This window comes from Pseudoalteromonas fuliginea (assembly GCF_000690055.1).
Classification (GTDB): Bacteria; Pseudomonadota; Gammaproteobacteria; order Enterobacterales; family Alteromonadaceae; genus Pseudoalteromonas; species Pseudoalteromonas fuliginea.
Map to the genome: position 1 here is coordinate 32979 of NZ_JJNZ01000065.1, position 15199 is coordinate 48177.

General features: G+C 36.8%; 11 protein-coding genes and 1 tRNA gene. 9 read left to right on the forward strand and 3 right to left on the reverse strand.

Annotation, left to right across the window (positions count from 1 at the left end):
- Window positions 1-33: 33 nt before the first annotated feature.
- The 3 genes from DC53_RS04605 to DC53_RS04595 all read right to left on the reverse strand — a co-directional run bounded on the left by DC53_RS04605 (window position 34) and on the right by DC53_RS04595 (window position 3253).
- Window positions 34-1185 carry a FecR family protein gene (locus tag DC53_RS04605; RefSeq protein WP_033031201.1) on the reverse strand — a complete coding sequence of 384 codons (1152 nt, stop codon included), beginning with the start codon at window positions 1183-1185 and terminating at the stop codon, window positions 34-36.
- Window positions 1186-1197: 12 nt separating this feature from the next.
- Entirely contained in the window at window positions 1198-2523 is a 1326-nt protein-coding gene (locus DC53_RS04600) for a DUF2860 family protein (RefSeq protein ID WP_033031203.1), read from the reverse strand.
- 654 nt (window positions 2524-3177) lie between these two features.
- Window positions 3178-3253: transfer RNA gene (locus DC53_RS04595), tRNA-His, on the reverse strand.
- Between the two features lie 442 nt (window positions 3254-3695).
- Between DC53_RS04595 and DC53_RS04590 the strand changes: the two genes are divergently transcribed.
- The 9 genes from DC53_RS04590 (at window position 3696) to rfbB (ending at window position 15198) form a co-directional block, all read left to right on the forward strand.
- Window positions 3696-4514 carry a mechanosensitive ion channel family protein gene (locus tag DC53_RS04590; protein WP_008133554.1) on the forward strand — a complete coding sequence of 273 codons (819 nt, stop codon included), beginning with the start codon at window positions 3696-3698 and terminating at the stop codon, window positions 4512-4514.
- Window positions 4515-4536: 22 nt separating this feature from the next.
- The gene (locus DC53_RS04585) at window positions 4537-5319 is read left to right on the forward strand and encodes a DUF481 domain-containing protein (protein WP_007376723.1); all 783 of its coding nucleotides are present in this window, start codon (window positions 4537-4539) and stop codon (window positions 5317-5319) included.
- A gap of 123 nt (window positions 5320-5442) precedes the next feature.
- Window positions 5443-8115 carry an SLBB domain-containing protein gene (locus DC53_RS04580; protein WP_033031208.1) on the forward strand — a complete coding sequence of 891 codons (2673 nt, stop codon included), beginning with the start codon at window positions 5443-5445 and terminating at the stop codon, window positions 8113-8115.
- Window positions 8116-8227: 112 nt separating this feature from the next.
- Window positions 8228-9181 carry a Wzz/FepE/Etk N-terminal domain-containing protein gene (locus DC53_RS04575; protein WP_033031210.1) on the forward strand — a complete coding sequence of 318 codons (954 nt, stop codon included), beginning with the start codon at window positions 8228-8230 and terminating at the stop codon, window positions 9179-9181.
- A gap of 81 nt (window positions 9182-9262) precedes the next feature.
- Window positions 9263-10390: a non-hydrolyzing UDP-N-acetylglucosamine 2-epimerase gene (gene wecB, locus DC53_RS04570; RefSeq protein WP_108912443.1), complete on the forward strand. Its 1128-nt coding sequence runs from the start codon at window positions 9263-9265 to the stop codon at window positions 10388-10390.
- Window positions 10391-10423: 33 nt separating this feature from the next.
- Window positions 10424-11704: a UDP-N-acetyl-D-mannosamine dehydrogenase gene (gene wecC / locus DC53_RS04565; protein ID WP_033031214.1), complete on the forward strand. Its 1281-nt coding sequence runs from the start codon at window positions 10424-10426 to the stop codon at window positions 11702-11704.
- Window positions 11701-12981: a Vi polysaccharide biosynthesis UDP-N-acetylglucosamine C-6 dehydrogenase TviB gene (gene tviB / locus DC53_RS04560; protein ID WP_033031216.1), complete on the forward strand. Its 1281-nt coding sequence runs from the start codon at window positions 11701-11703 to the stop codon at window positions 12979-12981. The genes wecC and tviB overlap by 4 nt, the downstream gene beginning before the upstream one ends.
- 98 nt (window positions 12982-13079) lie before the next feature.
- Complete coding sequence (locus DC53_RS04555; RefSeq protein ID WP_033031218.1) at window positions 13080-14108, forward strand: NAD-dependent epimerase/dehydratase family protein; 1029 nt, start codon at window positions 13080-13082, stop codon at window positions 14106-14108.
- A gap of 1 nt (window position 14109) precedes the next feature.
- A complete protein-coding gene (gene rfbB / locus DC53_RS04550; RefSeq protein WP_033031220.1) occupies window positions 14110-15198 on the forward strand; it encodes a dTDP-glucose 4,6-dehydratase in 1089 nt (362 codons plus the stop codon).
- The last annotated feature ends 1 nt before the right edge of the window (window position 15199 follow it).

Consider the following 15199-nt stretch of genomic DNA (forward strand, 5'->3'; position numbering starts at 1 on the left):
ACTCCATAATAAAAAGCGCTGTGTCCAATGTGTTTATGGTTCTAACCTAAAGGAGCCATTAGCATTTACATTAGGGTTATTTATTTCATTGAGATTAAAATTGCCGGTAATCGTATCTAAACCATTCAAAAAAATCGCCTCAATATCGCCAGCCGCTTTGTTATTACCATGAGATGCAAAGGTAACAGCTAAATCAAGTTTACTTATATCTATTAAGCCGCTGTAAGCTGCATACCAATTACCACCAGTATCGCTAAAGCTAATTTCACCCTCGGGCACCGTACCATTATCAAAATCAACCGCCATGGTCATTGTAAAGTCAGTCACTGCACCTAAACTAGAATTCACTCCAAAGCTTGTCGCTTGATAGTTAAAAACGCCTTGGCGTTGTGCTATTTGATCAACCAAAGATGCATCACTAACCGTTTGATATTGTTGTTCAGAATAAACATCAGCAATAATAACTGTCTCTGAATCAAAGTTACTTTCTACTACAATCTCAGTAACAGGATCGGGCGAGGCAGTAGCCGTTTGTTGTTCACTTTCTTCATCCTCACTTTCACTTGGGCTATCGATACTTGTTATATTTTGATCAAAAACGCGCGACGCACTAATACTTGTGAATACTTCACCAGAAGACGTTACTTGCGCAAAGGAAAACGCTTCATCGCTGCCTAAAGAAACAACTTGCTGGTTTTCGAGTGTTAAATCTATTGCGCCGTCCCAAACAGCTAAAAACACATCGCCTTCAACCAACTGAACTTCAAAATGTGTACCGCGAATACCAATAGATCCAACAGGGGTTTTTACACTATAAGAGCCACCATTTTTTTTAATCACTCCCGAAATCGAACGCAAACCACCTTTAAGTAATTCAATTGACGCAGAGCCTTGTTGGGTATTACTATCAAACTCATAATTAGCAATATTGAGCACCGAATTCTCTTTTAGCGCAATCAAGCCACCGTCAGACATTGAAAACTGTGCCTTACTTTTTTCACCAGTAGTTATGCGATCTACACCAAATACAGTGTCTCTGCGTTTTAATTGTCTTTGCTGTTCGGAGTTAGCATCTAGAGCTAAAACAGTACCTCGGGCAAGAATCGTTTTACCAGCAGGATTGGCGGCTTGTGCATTAAAACTCACACAAAGTAAGGTTGTTATCACAGGGAGTAAAAGTTTCATAAGTACCTTAAATTAGAATGAGTAAGAAACGCTTAAATTAATATCTAAGCGATCATATTCAAATAAAGATATATTACTGGTTTTATCTTGATAATTGGCCGCCAGTTGTATAGCTAAATCGTCGTTTATTAAATAACGTATGGTGCTTGTAAGCATCAGTAAATTGTCTTCACGGTCTTTTAAAAATAAAGGATGTTCATCTTGGTAATCAATCCATTGATATCCTGCAAGTGTTAGTAGTTGCCAATGTTCAGCAAGCTGAGAATTAGCCTGATAATACATGCCAAGTATATTACGACTATTTGATTTACCCGCAGGTACATCCGCATTTTCAGTTTTGATATTAATACTCACACTTTGGAACCAGCGTTGAGATACATAACTAGTTCCTGCGTTTAGTGCAATAAATGTGTTATCGAGTTTTTCATCAAGTTTATTATTCATTACACCAAAAGAAACAGCCCCAAATAAGCGAGATTTTTTAGATAATTTAAAATCAGCTCCTGTTACGAGCGACGATTCTGTTCTATAAAGTTCGCCATCAAGTACTAATGGTGTTACACCAGCTTGTACATACCAACTTAGCTTATCTTGTTTGTGCTTATAAGCTGCATTTATGTGTGTGTTAACGCGGTCATATTGTTCTAACGCTTCAAACTTATACCATGCAGTATTAACACTTAACGTTAATAAGCTTTGTTGGTCCAGAGGATGAGAATAGCTCCCTCTATAGTTAAGCTGCATATAGTTATCATCAGTACTTTTGCTGTCTGGCGACAGTAAAAATTCGCCTAAATTAGGTATGATAATAGTATCTTCGGCTGTGCCTGCATTTACATTGTCATCCACACCAAAAGCCAGTTGAATATTTTGTGTATAAGAGCGCCCTGCACGTTGCTGTTCAACAATGGCAGCATCAAGTAGTGATTGCGCGCTCGTTTTTATATTTTTAGGTGTATTAGCCGCGTTAATAAGTATTAGCGCTTGAGTATCTGCTGCGGGTAAGTTTTTAACCATTAAATAAGCTCGAACTAAATGTAGGCGAGCTTCGTACCATTGTGGGCTTGCTTCAACTACACGTTCAAAAGCAAAGACTGCTGTAGCTGGTTGGTTTGTTTTAAGTGCGGAAATCCCTAATAAAAAGTCAAAAGCAGGCTCGCCTAAATATTGATTTTCAATATGACTTATTTTGTAGGCTTGTTGAAACTTATGATCAGAAATTAATTGTTGTAGTTCAGTTAACAATTTAGCGTAGCTTTCGTCATTTTTAGCCAGAGCACTAACACTAACTACAGTTAAAAAAGCACACAGTAAATGTGCTAGAGCCTGTTTAATCATGTTTTATCGAATATCCTATAAGAAATTTTTTGCTTTATTGCCATTAGGGTCAGTTGACCTTTTCGGATTGAAATTTGTTCTATCTAGGGGCGACTTAATCGCGGCGCAAGGTTTGTTGCTTAGTGGGCTCGGTAACTGCTCCTGCGTTACTCTAATGGCTTACATACCTATAAGAATAAATCAAAACCGAGCAAAGCTGCCCAGTCATGCTCACGGGCCTTATTTAAAAACCAAACACGCCGCTGCAAATCTAACCTCGAAAGATAAACAAGCCCTAATAAAATGATGGTAGTAGGTAATAATTTAGCACTTTTTATAGGCATGTAAAGCAAATGAAAACATTATTTCAAAAATGTAAATGTTAATATCTTCCAGCTTTTTAAATCAATAGCATAAAATTAGTGACCTATTATAGCGATAATAAAACAGCTTGATAACAAAGCATAAATTTCGTTATTCTAAATAAAATTTAACAACATTTTAGAGTAATTTAATTCGGTAAATTAGTCATGTTTTAATAAAATTGGTTTAGAACTGGTCTAGTTGTTCAGACAAGTAAGTGCAGGGGGAAATAGATTGTATTTTTAGTTATTTAAAATTACTGGGGAAATAATATGAAAATGATTATACAAAAAATAAAAAAAGGAGAAAAATTGGGGCGATTGACGGGGCTTGAACCCGCGACAACCGGAATCACAATCCGGGGCTCTACCAACTGAGCTACAACCGCCACAACACACCTTGTTTGGTGTGGCGCGCATAATACATAAAATAATAAATCTTGTGAAGTCTAAAAGTGAAAAAAATCAAAAAAAATAATTAATGCGTAAAATACAGTATGTAAGGTGGTGATTGATTAGTGCTTAAATATGGCTACTTTAGGCCATTTAACTGGGGGCAAAACGTGTAACGAACGAGATTAGTAAAGGGAGAAAAAATATTTAAGCCTTACTTTCTTTATTAGTAAGTGCGAATGATTAAGAAACAGCGCATACCTTCTAAAAAAACGATAAATACTTAATAAATATGAAACATATTGTCGCTTTTATATATTAATTTATATAAACATAGCGTTTTTTATAGTGAAAATTCATTGTTTTTTGAGAATAAATTGTAAATAAATGTATAATGTTGGCTGGAAAAACGCTTAATGAAAACTATTTGGAGTGATTATGGATTCAATATTAAACTGGCTGAACGAAAACTCAGGCCTAATTTTACATTACGGTATACAGGCGGTTGTTGCGCTTGTTATCTTTTTACTTGGTAGTCGTATTGCTAAGTTTTGTTCTAACTTAACTGAAAAAGGTTTTGCTAAAAAGAACGTAGATAAAGCGGTTGGCTCATTTGTTTCAAGCATTGTGTATACACTTGTATTTGCTGTCACTATTTTAATGGCACTTTCGCAAATTGGTATTGAAACTACGTCATTCATCGCTATTTTAGGTGCCGCAGGTTTAGCTGTTGGCTTAGCGCTTCAAGGTTCATTGTCTAACTTTGCATCTGGCGTACTAATTATTTTACTTCGTCCATTCAAATCAGGTGATTTTGTTGAAGCTGGTAGTAAAATGGGTACTGTTAAGAAAATCGAAATATTCTCAACTGAACTACGCACTCCAGATAATAAAGTAATAATTGTGCCAAATTCACAAATTATGTCGGGTGCTATTACTAATTTCTCACGTGAGTCTACTCGTCGTATCGATTTAGTTATCGGTGTTGGTTACGATGCTGATTTACGTCAAGCAAAAGAAGTATTAAAATCAGTGTTAGATGCAGAAGAACGTCTACTTAAAGACCCAGCTTATACAGTTGCTGTATCTGAGCTAGGTGATTCGAGTGTTAATTTTGTAGTGCGTCCTTGGGTTAACAGTGCGGATTACTGGCCAACATATTTCTCGCTAATGGAAAATATTAAAATTGCATTAGACGACGCAAACATTTCAATTCCATTTCCACAAATGGATGTTCATTTACACAAGCAAGACTAATTTTAAATAGGTTATTTTTTTAATGAAATTAAAGCTTTTATCAATGTTAGTTGCAGCCTCTGCTGCAACTAACGCATTTGCCGAAGATGCAGAGCAAAAAACGTGGGAAGTTACCAGTGAGCTTGGTGCTATTATCACAAGTGGTAATACAGAAACAACCACGCTTAAAGGTGGTATTAAAGTACAGCACAATCTAGAAAACTGGAACAACGAGTATAAAATCGATGGAATCTTCAAAGAAGATGAAGTTGAAGATGCTGACGGTAATAAAGATAAGCAGCGTACCAACGAAAAATACTCTATTTCTGCGCAAGGTAATTACAAATTAAATGAAAAGCATGCTCACTTATTCATTTATGGTTCACACGTGTCAGATTACTTTGGCGCATACCGAAGTGAATCAGTAATTTCTGCTGGTTATGGTTTACGTTTATTAAACGAAAAAACCATGTGGCTAAGTGCTGAAATTGGTCCAGGTTATAAATATTTCGAATACCCAGATGACAGCACTGAAATTGACGACAACGGCGATTTACTTGCTGGTGAGTTTGAAGGTGAGGTGATTGCTCTAGGTAAGTTAGATTATAACTGGAAGATTTCTGATAATGCGCGCTTTACTCAGTTAATTGCAGTGGAGTATGGTGATACAAACACTAAAACGCGTTCAGAAACTGCACTACTTGCAAAAATTAATGGCTCATTACAAATGAAAGTTGCTTTTAATGTTACCAACAACTCAGATGTTGCTGATGATAAAGAAAGCACTGATACTGAAACGTCATTCACGTTAGTTTACAGTTTTTAACCAATGTAACTAAAGAAATGACATTTAAGTGACAAAAAGGGACGAAAGTCCCTTTTTTATTTGCTACTAAATAATGTATTATGGCGACCAATTTTGGTTGTAGACCTAGGGATATACCTACTCGTGAAAGTATTTACTCAATTTTTTAGTGCTTTTGTTCTATTGTGCAGTTTTAGTGCATTGGCTTTAACGCCAACAGCGTCACAATTGGAGCAGTTTAAAAAGCTGCCTAAATCGCAACAAGAAGCCCTCGCAAAACAGTACGGTGTAGACTTATCTACAATCACGGGTACAAATCAATCAAGCGAACAGGTTAAAACTGAACAGTCGACTATCGGCCAACGCTCAGAATCTGAGCCGGAGCAGCTTACAGGTGAAGAGCGCTTTAAACCAAAAGTAGACGAAATAAAGCCTTTTGGGTATGCGCTATTTGCAGGTGAACCTACAACATTTATGCCAAGTGAAAATGCAGCTGTTCCTGATACGTACTTAATTGGACGCGGCGATCAACTAAGAATTAATTTTTATGGTAAAGAAAGTGAAAGCTTCGACATAACCGTTGACCGTGAAGGGCGACTTAATATTCCTGACTTAAGTCCAGTTCAAGTGGCTGGCCTTACTTTTGCTGAAGTAAAAGAGTTAATTAATGCAAAAGTAGAGCAAGAAGTTATTGGTGTAAAAGCATTTGTATCGCTTGGTCAACTTCGCAGTATGCGCATTTTAGTGCTAGGTGAAGCGTATAAGCCTGGTAGCTACAGTGTTTCTTCATTAACAACTGTTTCGCACGCATTATTTGTAAGTGGTGGCGTGTCTGATATTGCTTCACTGCGTAATATTCAAGTTAAACGCACAGGCAAGGTTGTAGCAAATTTTGACCTTTACGACTTACTTATTAATGGCGATAGCAGTAACGACATCGTATTAAAGCCTGGCGATGTTGTGTTTATACCATCAGTTGGCGCTCAAGTAAGAGTTGAAGGTGCGGTTAAACGTCCCGCTATCTTTGAACTTAAAGAAGGTGAGACTGCTCAGCAATTGCTAATTATGGCAGGTGGCCTTAAGGCAAACGCTTATGCTAAAAATGCAGTGGTAGAGCGCTTTAACTATGATCGTAAAGAAGTACTATCGGTAGACTTTTCAAAACCGCAAATTAATTATATTCCACAAGATGGCGACCGTATTCGCTTTAATTCAGTTAGCTCTCAATACCAAAATACTATTAGCTTGATTGGCGCGGTAGCACGCCCGGGTAATTATCAATGGTACCAAGGAAAACGTATTTCCGACGTTCTAAAATCAGTACGTGGCGACTTACTCCCACAAGCTGATTTAAGTTACGGCTTACTTATTCGTGAAACAAATATTAATGGTGACATAGAAGCGCACCAATTTGATATAGCGCAAGCAATAGTTAAAAACACCGCAAATAACCTACAGCTTAAAGCAAACGATAAAATAATTGTATTTAGCCGCTTTGAAGAGAAAGAAGCTGAGTTGTCTGCGCTAGCAAATATGGCATTAAGCCAAGAGCAACAAGAGCAGCAAACTAAAGCAGAGCAATGGCATAAGTTTGAACAAAAAGAGTTCGAAAAATATATAGGTATAAATCAAAAAGACGAAGAGCTTGTACTTGAAGACAATAAAATTTTAACTATTGCTGAAATATCTAAACGTAAAGCAAAAGAAGAAGAACAAGAGCTTAAAGCTCAAGAGTATGCGTCATTTAGTCGCCATAACTTATTAGCGCCTATTATTGCTAAATTTAAACAACAAGCTTCTGTTAGCGAAGCAATGAAATTGGTTGAAATTAGTGGCAATGTAACTTATCCAGGTATTTACCCGTTAACGGTGGGCGGCGAAGTTGTTGATTTAGTGACAGCCTCAGGTGGGTTATTAGAGTCTGCCTTTATTAAGCAAGCAGAAATTACACGCATCGTGTCTGGTAATGCATCTCAGGTTGAACATGTAAGGTTTGATCTTGAAGGCGCTATGAAAGGTGACTTACAAAATAATATTATACTACGCAGTAAAGATAGCATTAATATTTTCGCCATTCCCAACTGGCAAGAAAACGTAAAAGTAGAATTAAGAGGTGAGCTCAAATTCCCTGGTACTTATACTATTCGTCGTGGTGAAAAACTAACTGATTTATTAGAGCGTGCAGGTGGCTTCTCTCAATTTGCAGAGCAAAAAGCTGCGGTATTTACACGTAAATCGATTAAAAAACAGGAACAAGAGCAACTAGCTCGTTTGTCTACAGAACTTCGACGAGATATTGCATCAAAAAGCTTCCAAAACTCCGTAAGCGGCAATACCCTTTCTTATGAAGAAATGGATAAACTGTTAAACGATTTAGCCAATGTTGAAGCCGTAGGGCGTTTAGTTATCGACCTTCCTCGTATAGTAAGTAATCAACAAAATTTAGTATTACAAGATGGTGACACGCTTTATGTGCCAAGCAAGCGCGACTCTATAAGCATCATAGGTGAAGTTAACTACTCTACATCTCACCTTTATCAAGCTGGTGTGAGTGTTGATGATTATATTGATCTCAGTGGTGGTTTAAAAGAACGTGCAGCAGAGGATCGTATTTACATTATTAAAGCTAATGGTTCAGTAAAAATCCCTAATACAGGCGGCTGGTTTGCTGCTAATAATACAGACCAATTAGAACCAGGGGATACCATTGTGGTACCAATGGATGCAGGGCACATGGATAAGCTAACGCTTTGGAGCACAGCAACGCAGATTATGTACCAATTAGGTGTAGCGGTAGCTGCAATAAGCGGTATTTAATAGTTATGCGCGGCTTGTTGCCGCGCATTTATTTATTAGTAGGCGTGGCTTTTTGTTACGCATTTATTAGCAGGCGTAGCTTTATGCTGCGCAGAATGAGCCTGAGACTTACATGGAAAACAATTTAAATAACCCAAAACAAGCAAATGTTTTAGCTGTCGCTGATGATGAAATCGACCTGAGAGAATTATTTACAGCTATTTGGCAAGGTAAATGGATTATTATCGCGGTCACTACACTATTTGCGGTAGCTTCGGTTTTCTATGCAATTAATCAGCCCAATATTTATAAATCAGAGGCACTACTTGCTCCGACTGAGACCCCAAAAAATGCTAGTTTAGGTGGTTTAGCTGGGCAATTTGGCAGTTTAGCGAGTTTAGCTGGAGTTAATCTTAGTGGTGGAGGAAATAATAAAAGTCAATTAGCTATTGAAGTTTTGAAATCCCGTCATTTTATATCTGAGTTTATAAAAAGGCATAATATATTAGCTGATTTGATGGCTGTTAAAGAATGGGATAGCGTTAATAATACAATAGTATATAACAGTGATTTATATAACATTAAGTCTAAAGAGTGGACTAGAAAAGTTAAAGCACCTTTCAAACCTATACCATCAATGCAAGAAGCTTATAAAGTATTTATAGATAAGAGTCAGTTTATAAGTAATGAAGATACAGGAATGATAGTTGTTTCTATAGAACACATATCTCCAGTTATCGCTCAACAGTGGGTTTCATGGCTTGTAGAAGATATTAACGAGGTTATGAAAGAAAGGGATGTAACTGAAGCGAAGAGAAGCAGTGAATTTTTAGAAAATCAACTAAAAAAAACCAAAATTGCAGATATTCGCGTCGTACTATATAAATTAATTGAAGAGCAAACAAAAACAATAATGTTTGCAAATGTACGTGATGAATATGTTTTTAAGACAATTGACCCTGCTGTTATACCAGAACAAAAGAGTAAGCCTGCACGAGCAATGATTTGTATTTTAGGTACTATGTTAGGTGTCATATTAAGTGTTTTTCTTATTTTGGTTAGGTACTTTATTAAAAGGCAAGACTGAAAGTTCATGCTTTACCCTGAATCAGGGTAATAAATCTGATTGTTAAATAATAAAGTGAAGAAAGGTTTTAATATGTCTAAAATTAAAGTTTTAACTGTTTTTGGTACTCGTCCAGAGGCAATCAAAATGGCTCCTTTAGTACATTCACTGAAGAGTGATGAGCGTTTTGAATCAAAGGTATGTGTGACCGCACAACACAGAGAAATGTTAGACCAAGTACTAGAACTATTTGAAGTAATTCCTGATTATGATTTAAATTTGATGAAACCTGGGCAAACACTTTCTGAAATAACAAGCCGTATTTTGCTTGAACTTACCAGTGTATTAAAAGATTTTGAGCCTGATGTAGTTCTTGTCCACGGTGATACGGCAACTACATTTGCTGCTAGCTTGGCTGCATATTATGAACAAATAGCAGTAGGACATGTTGAAGCAGGTTTGAGGACGGGCAATATTTATTCTCCATGGCCAGAAGAAGGCAATCGTAAGTTAACTGGTACGCTTACTAAATATCACTTTGCACCAACGAAAATTTCCGAAGCTAACTTATTGAGAGAAAACTATAGCGTTACAAATATATTTGTAACGGGCAACACTGTAATTGATGCATTATTACTTATTAAACAGCAAATAGAATCTGACGAGAACTTGAGTAATAAACTTTCAGAAAAATTTCCAATGCTTGATTCAAATAAAAAGCTTATTTTAGTTACAGGGCATCGTCGTGAAAGCTTTGGTGGTGGATTTGAACGAATTTGTGAAGCATTAGCGCAAACGGCAAAAGCCCACCCTGATTGTCAAATTTTGTACCCTGTACACCTAAACCCTAATGTACAAGAGCCAGTAAAGCGGATTTTGAAAGGTGTAAATAATGTGTATTTAATTGAACCGCAGCAGTATTTACCCTTTGTATATTTGATGAATCGTTCGTACGTTATTTTAACTGATTCAGGTGGTATACAAGAAGAAGCCCCTAGTCTAGGTAAGCCTGTACTGGTAATGAGAGATACCACAGAGCGCCCTGAAGCTGTTGAAGCGGGTACTGTAAAGTTAGTTGGCACAGATGTCGTAAAAATAACGACTGAATTAAACGAGCTATTAACCAACGAGTCTTCATATAAAGTAATGAGTAAATCTCATAACCCGTATGGGGATGGTAAATCATGCCAACGTATATGCGATATACTAGCTAAATCTCTTTATGAGTGAAGGTTACGAGCTAAATAGAGAACAAGGAATCCCATGTCATTTAATACAATATCAGTAATTGGCTTAGGCTATATTGGTTTACCAACAGCTGCGATGTTTGCATCATGCAAAAAAAAAGTAATAGGTGTTGATATTAATCAAAATGCCGTTGATACAATTAATCGTGGTGAAATACATATAATAGAGCCTGATTTGGACTTGATAGTTCATGCTGCTGTAACTCAAGGTTACTTAAAGGCAACCACTAAGCCTGAACCTGCTGATGCTTTTTTAATAGCAGTACCAACACCATTTAAAAACACCTCAGGTAATGAAAGTAACTCAACCATTCCAGAGCCTGATTTAAGTTATATTAAAAAAGCAAGTGAGGCTATTGCACCAGTGCTGAAAAAAGGTGATTTAGTCATACTTGAATCTACTTCACCGGTTGGAGCTACAGAACAAATGGCTGAGTGGTTGGCTGCTGCGCGTCCAGATCTATCGTTTCCAAAAACACTAGATGACAATGCGGATATAAATATAGCTCATTGTCCTGAGCGAGTCCTACCAGGGCATGTTGTGCGTGAATTGGTTGAAAATGATCGTGTTATTGGTGGTATTTCTGCAACGTGTTCTAAACGCTCAGTACAATTATACAAAACATTTGTACAAGGTGAGTGCGTTATTACAAATGCACGTACAGCTGAAATGGCAAAGTTAACAGAAAACTCATGTCGTGATGTACAAATAGCATTCGCTAATGAGTTATCGGTAATATGCGACAAGTTAGATATTGATGTGTGGGAGCTTATATCACTTGCTAATCGCCATCCACGTATAAATATTTTACAACCAGGACCTGGTGTTGGCGGACATTGTATTGCAGTAGATCCCTGGTTTATCGTAAGTAAAACTCCTAATGAAGCACAATTAATATACACAGCGCGTAAAGTAAACGATGAAAAGCCTTTGTGGGTAATCAATAAAGTAAAACTCGCTATAGCTGATTTTTTGCAAGCAAATCCTACAAAAACAGCTAAAGATGTAACTATTGCTTGTTATGGCTTAGCATTTAAACCAAATATAGATGATTTACGAGAAAGTCCTTCATTAAATATTACTGAGCAAATAGCGAAACTGCATGCAGGTGATGTTATTGCTGTGGAGCCAAATATAAATGAATTATCGAAGCGTTTCGATACATTTAAATTATCTTCATTTGAATATGCAAAATTAAATGCAAATATTCATTTATTATTAGTAGATCATAACGAGTTTAAAATGAAAAACCCAATTTCAAGATATGTAATTGATACTAAAGGAATTTGGTCATGATAGCTAATCAAGGCCTAATAAAGATAGGCGTAATAGGTTTAGGCTATGTAGGCCTGCCATTAGCGGTTGAGTTTGGTAAAAAATTCTCAGTACTTGGTTTTGATGTGAACAAAAATAGAATTGCACAATTGGAATCCGGTACGGATTTAACCCTTGAAGTTAGTGATGAAGAACTCAAAGAGTCGTTACTGCTTAATTATTCTTATAGTGTATCGGATCTTAAAAGTTGTAATGTATATATAGTTACAGTACCAACACCAATTGATCAGCATAAGCAGCCTGATTTAACACCACTGATTAAAGCTAGTGAAATGTTAGGCTCAGTGATTAAATATGGCGATATCATTATTTATGAATCGACAGTATATCCTGGTGCTACGGAAGAAGTGTGCCTACCTGTTGTCGAACACGCATCTGGCCTGAAATTTAATAAGGACTTTTATGCAGGTTACTCACCAGAGCGTATTAATCCAGGTGATAAGGAACATCGTGTAACTAATATATTAAAAGTAACATCAGGGTCAACACCTGAGGTAGCTGAAAAAGTTGATCAACTCTATAAATCAATAATAACGGCAGGTACTTATAAAGCTAGTTCAATAAAAGTAGCTGAAGCTGCAAAAGTAATAGAGAATACTCAACGAGATGTAAATATTGCATTGATTAATGAATTATCAATTATTTTTAATAAACTAGATATAGATACTCTTGAGGTATTAGAAGCTGCAGGTACCAAATGGAATTTTTTACCTTTTCGACCGGGTCTCGTTGGGGGGCATTGTATAGGTGTTGACCCCTACTACTTAACTCATAAAGCACAAAGTGTGGGTTATCACCCTGAAATGATTTTAGCAGGGCGTCGCTTAAATGATGGTATGGGCAAGCATGTAGTATCTGAGCTAGTAAAAAAGATGCTTAAAAAGCGTATTCATGTAGACGGTGCTAATGTATTGGTTATGGGCTTAACCTTTAAAGAAAACTGCCCGGATCTCCGAAATACAAAAGTAGTTGATATTGTTTGTGAGCTTAAGGAATATAATATCAATGTAGATATTATAGATCCTTGGTGCTCAAATAGTGACGCTCAACATGAGTATGGTCTCAGCTTAGTAACAGAGTATAAAGAAAACAATTACGATGCAGTAATACTAGCTGTTGGCCATAATCAATTTAAAGTAATGGGGACAAATAAAATACGCTCCTTGGGTAAAGAGAATCATGTTTTGTACGACCTTAAATATATATTACCGAAGCAAGATGTAGATATGAGATTATAAAATGAAGTTATTAAGTAAAGTAAATTAGCTTGGGCTTAATTAGGTTTTTACTTTAGTACTCATTTTGACTCTTTGGCAAATTTATTTTAAGGATTTTTATGACTCGTTATGAACAAATACAAGCAGAACTACTTTCCTCGCCTAAAACGTGGTTAATAACAGGTGTCGCAGGTTTTATCGGCTCAAATTTATTAGAACACCTATTAAAGTTAAACCAAATAGTAGTTGGATTTGATAATTTTTCTACAGGTCACCAATATAATTTAGATGAAGTAAAAGGTTTAGTTACAAAAGAGCAATGGCAGGGCTTTAGTTTTATTGAAGGTGATATTCGCAACTATCGAGACTGTGAGTTGGCAATTAGTGGCGTTGATTACGTACTACACCAAGCTGCATTAGGTTCAGTCCCGCGCTCTATAGCAGATCCTGTTACAACTAACGCTGCTAATATTACTGGCTTTTTAAATATGTTACAGGCTGCAAAAGAGGCTAAAGTTAAAAGCTTCACCTACGCTGCTAGCAGTTCAACTTATGGTGACCATCCAGCGTTGCCTAAAGTTGAAGAAAATATCGGCAACCCTCTGTCTCCTTATGCTGTAACTAAATACGTTAATGAATTATATGCTGGCGTTTATGCTAAAACATATAACTTTAAGACGATAGGTTTACGTTATTTTAACGTATTTGGTCAACGTCAAGATCCCAACGGAGCTTATGCTGCAGTTATTCCTAAGTGGACTGCTGCTATGATTCAAGGTGATGAAGTGTTTATTAATGGTGATGGTGAAACAAGTCGCGATTTCTGCTTTATAGAGAACACGGTTCAAATGAATATCTTAGCCGCGACGGCTCCAGATAATGCCAAAGACAATATTTATAATGTGGCCGTTGGCGATCGTACTACGTTAAATGATTTACACGAAGCTATCCAAGCAGCCTTAACAGAATGTAAAATTCCTGCTGGGAAAGAGCCTGTCTACAGAGATTTCAGAGCCGGTGATGTGCGTCATTCTCAAGCAAACGTAAGTAAAGCAATAAATAATTTAGGTTACGTACCCGAATACAAGATATTACAGGGAATTAGTAAAGCAATGCCTTGGTATAAAGAGTTTTTAGGTAATAAATAATATGAAGATACTTGTCACTGGTGGTGCGGGCTTTATTGGTTCTGCAGTAATTCGCCATATTATAAATAATACTCAAGACGCCGTTATTAACCTAGATAAGCTAACATATGCAGGTAATTTAGAGTCGCTTAAATCTGTAAGCAATAACGAACGTTACATTTTTGAACAAGTGGATATATGTGATCGTTTAGAGCTTGACTGTATTTTTGACAAATACAAGCCCGATGCTGTTATGCATTTAGCAGCAGAAAGTCATGTTGATCGCTCAATTACAGGGCCTGCAGAATTCATTCAAACAAATATTGTAGGTACTTATAACTTATTAGAAGCGGCGCGTGAATACTGGAATACGTTAACTGATACAGCAAAAAAAGCATTTAGGTTCCACCATGTATCTACCGATGAAGTATATGGAGACTTACCGCATCCTGATGAACAAGACGGCGATCTTCCGCTATTTACCGAACAAACAGCTTACGCACCGAGTAGCCCATATTCCGCAAGTAAAGCGTCGAGCGACCACTTAGTTCGAGCTTGGTTACGTACTTATGGTTTTCCTACAATAATAACTAATTGCTCGAATAATTATGGGCCTTATCATTTTCCCGAGAAGTTAATACCGTTAGTTATTTTAAATGCGCTTGAAGGCAAGGAATTACCTATTTATGGTAAAGGTGACCAAATTCGTGATTGGCTTTATGTAGAGGACCACGCTCGTGCTTTGTATAAAGTAGTTACCGAAGGGATTGTAGGTGAAACCTATAATATTGGCGGTCATAACGAGAAACAAAATATTGAAGTGGTGCAAAGTATTTGTAGTATTTTAGATACGCTAGTACCTAAAAAGACAAAATACGCAGAGCAAATTACTTATGTAACGGATCGCCCTGGACATGACCGCCGATATGCAATTGATGCATCAAAGATGAGTGACGAACTCAACTGGAAACCTGTTGAAACCTTTGAGACAGGACTTAAAAAAACGATTCAATGGTATTTAAATAACCAAGTATGGTGTAAAAATGTGCAAGACGGCTCATACAAACGCGAACGCTTAGGTGAACTAAATACACAGGTTGAAGGAGAGTAAT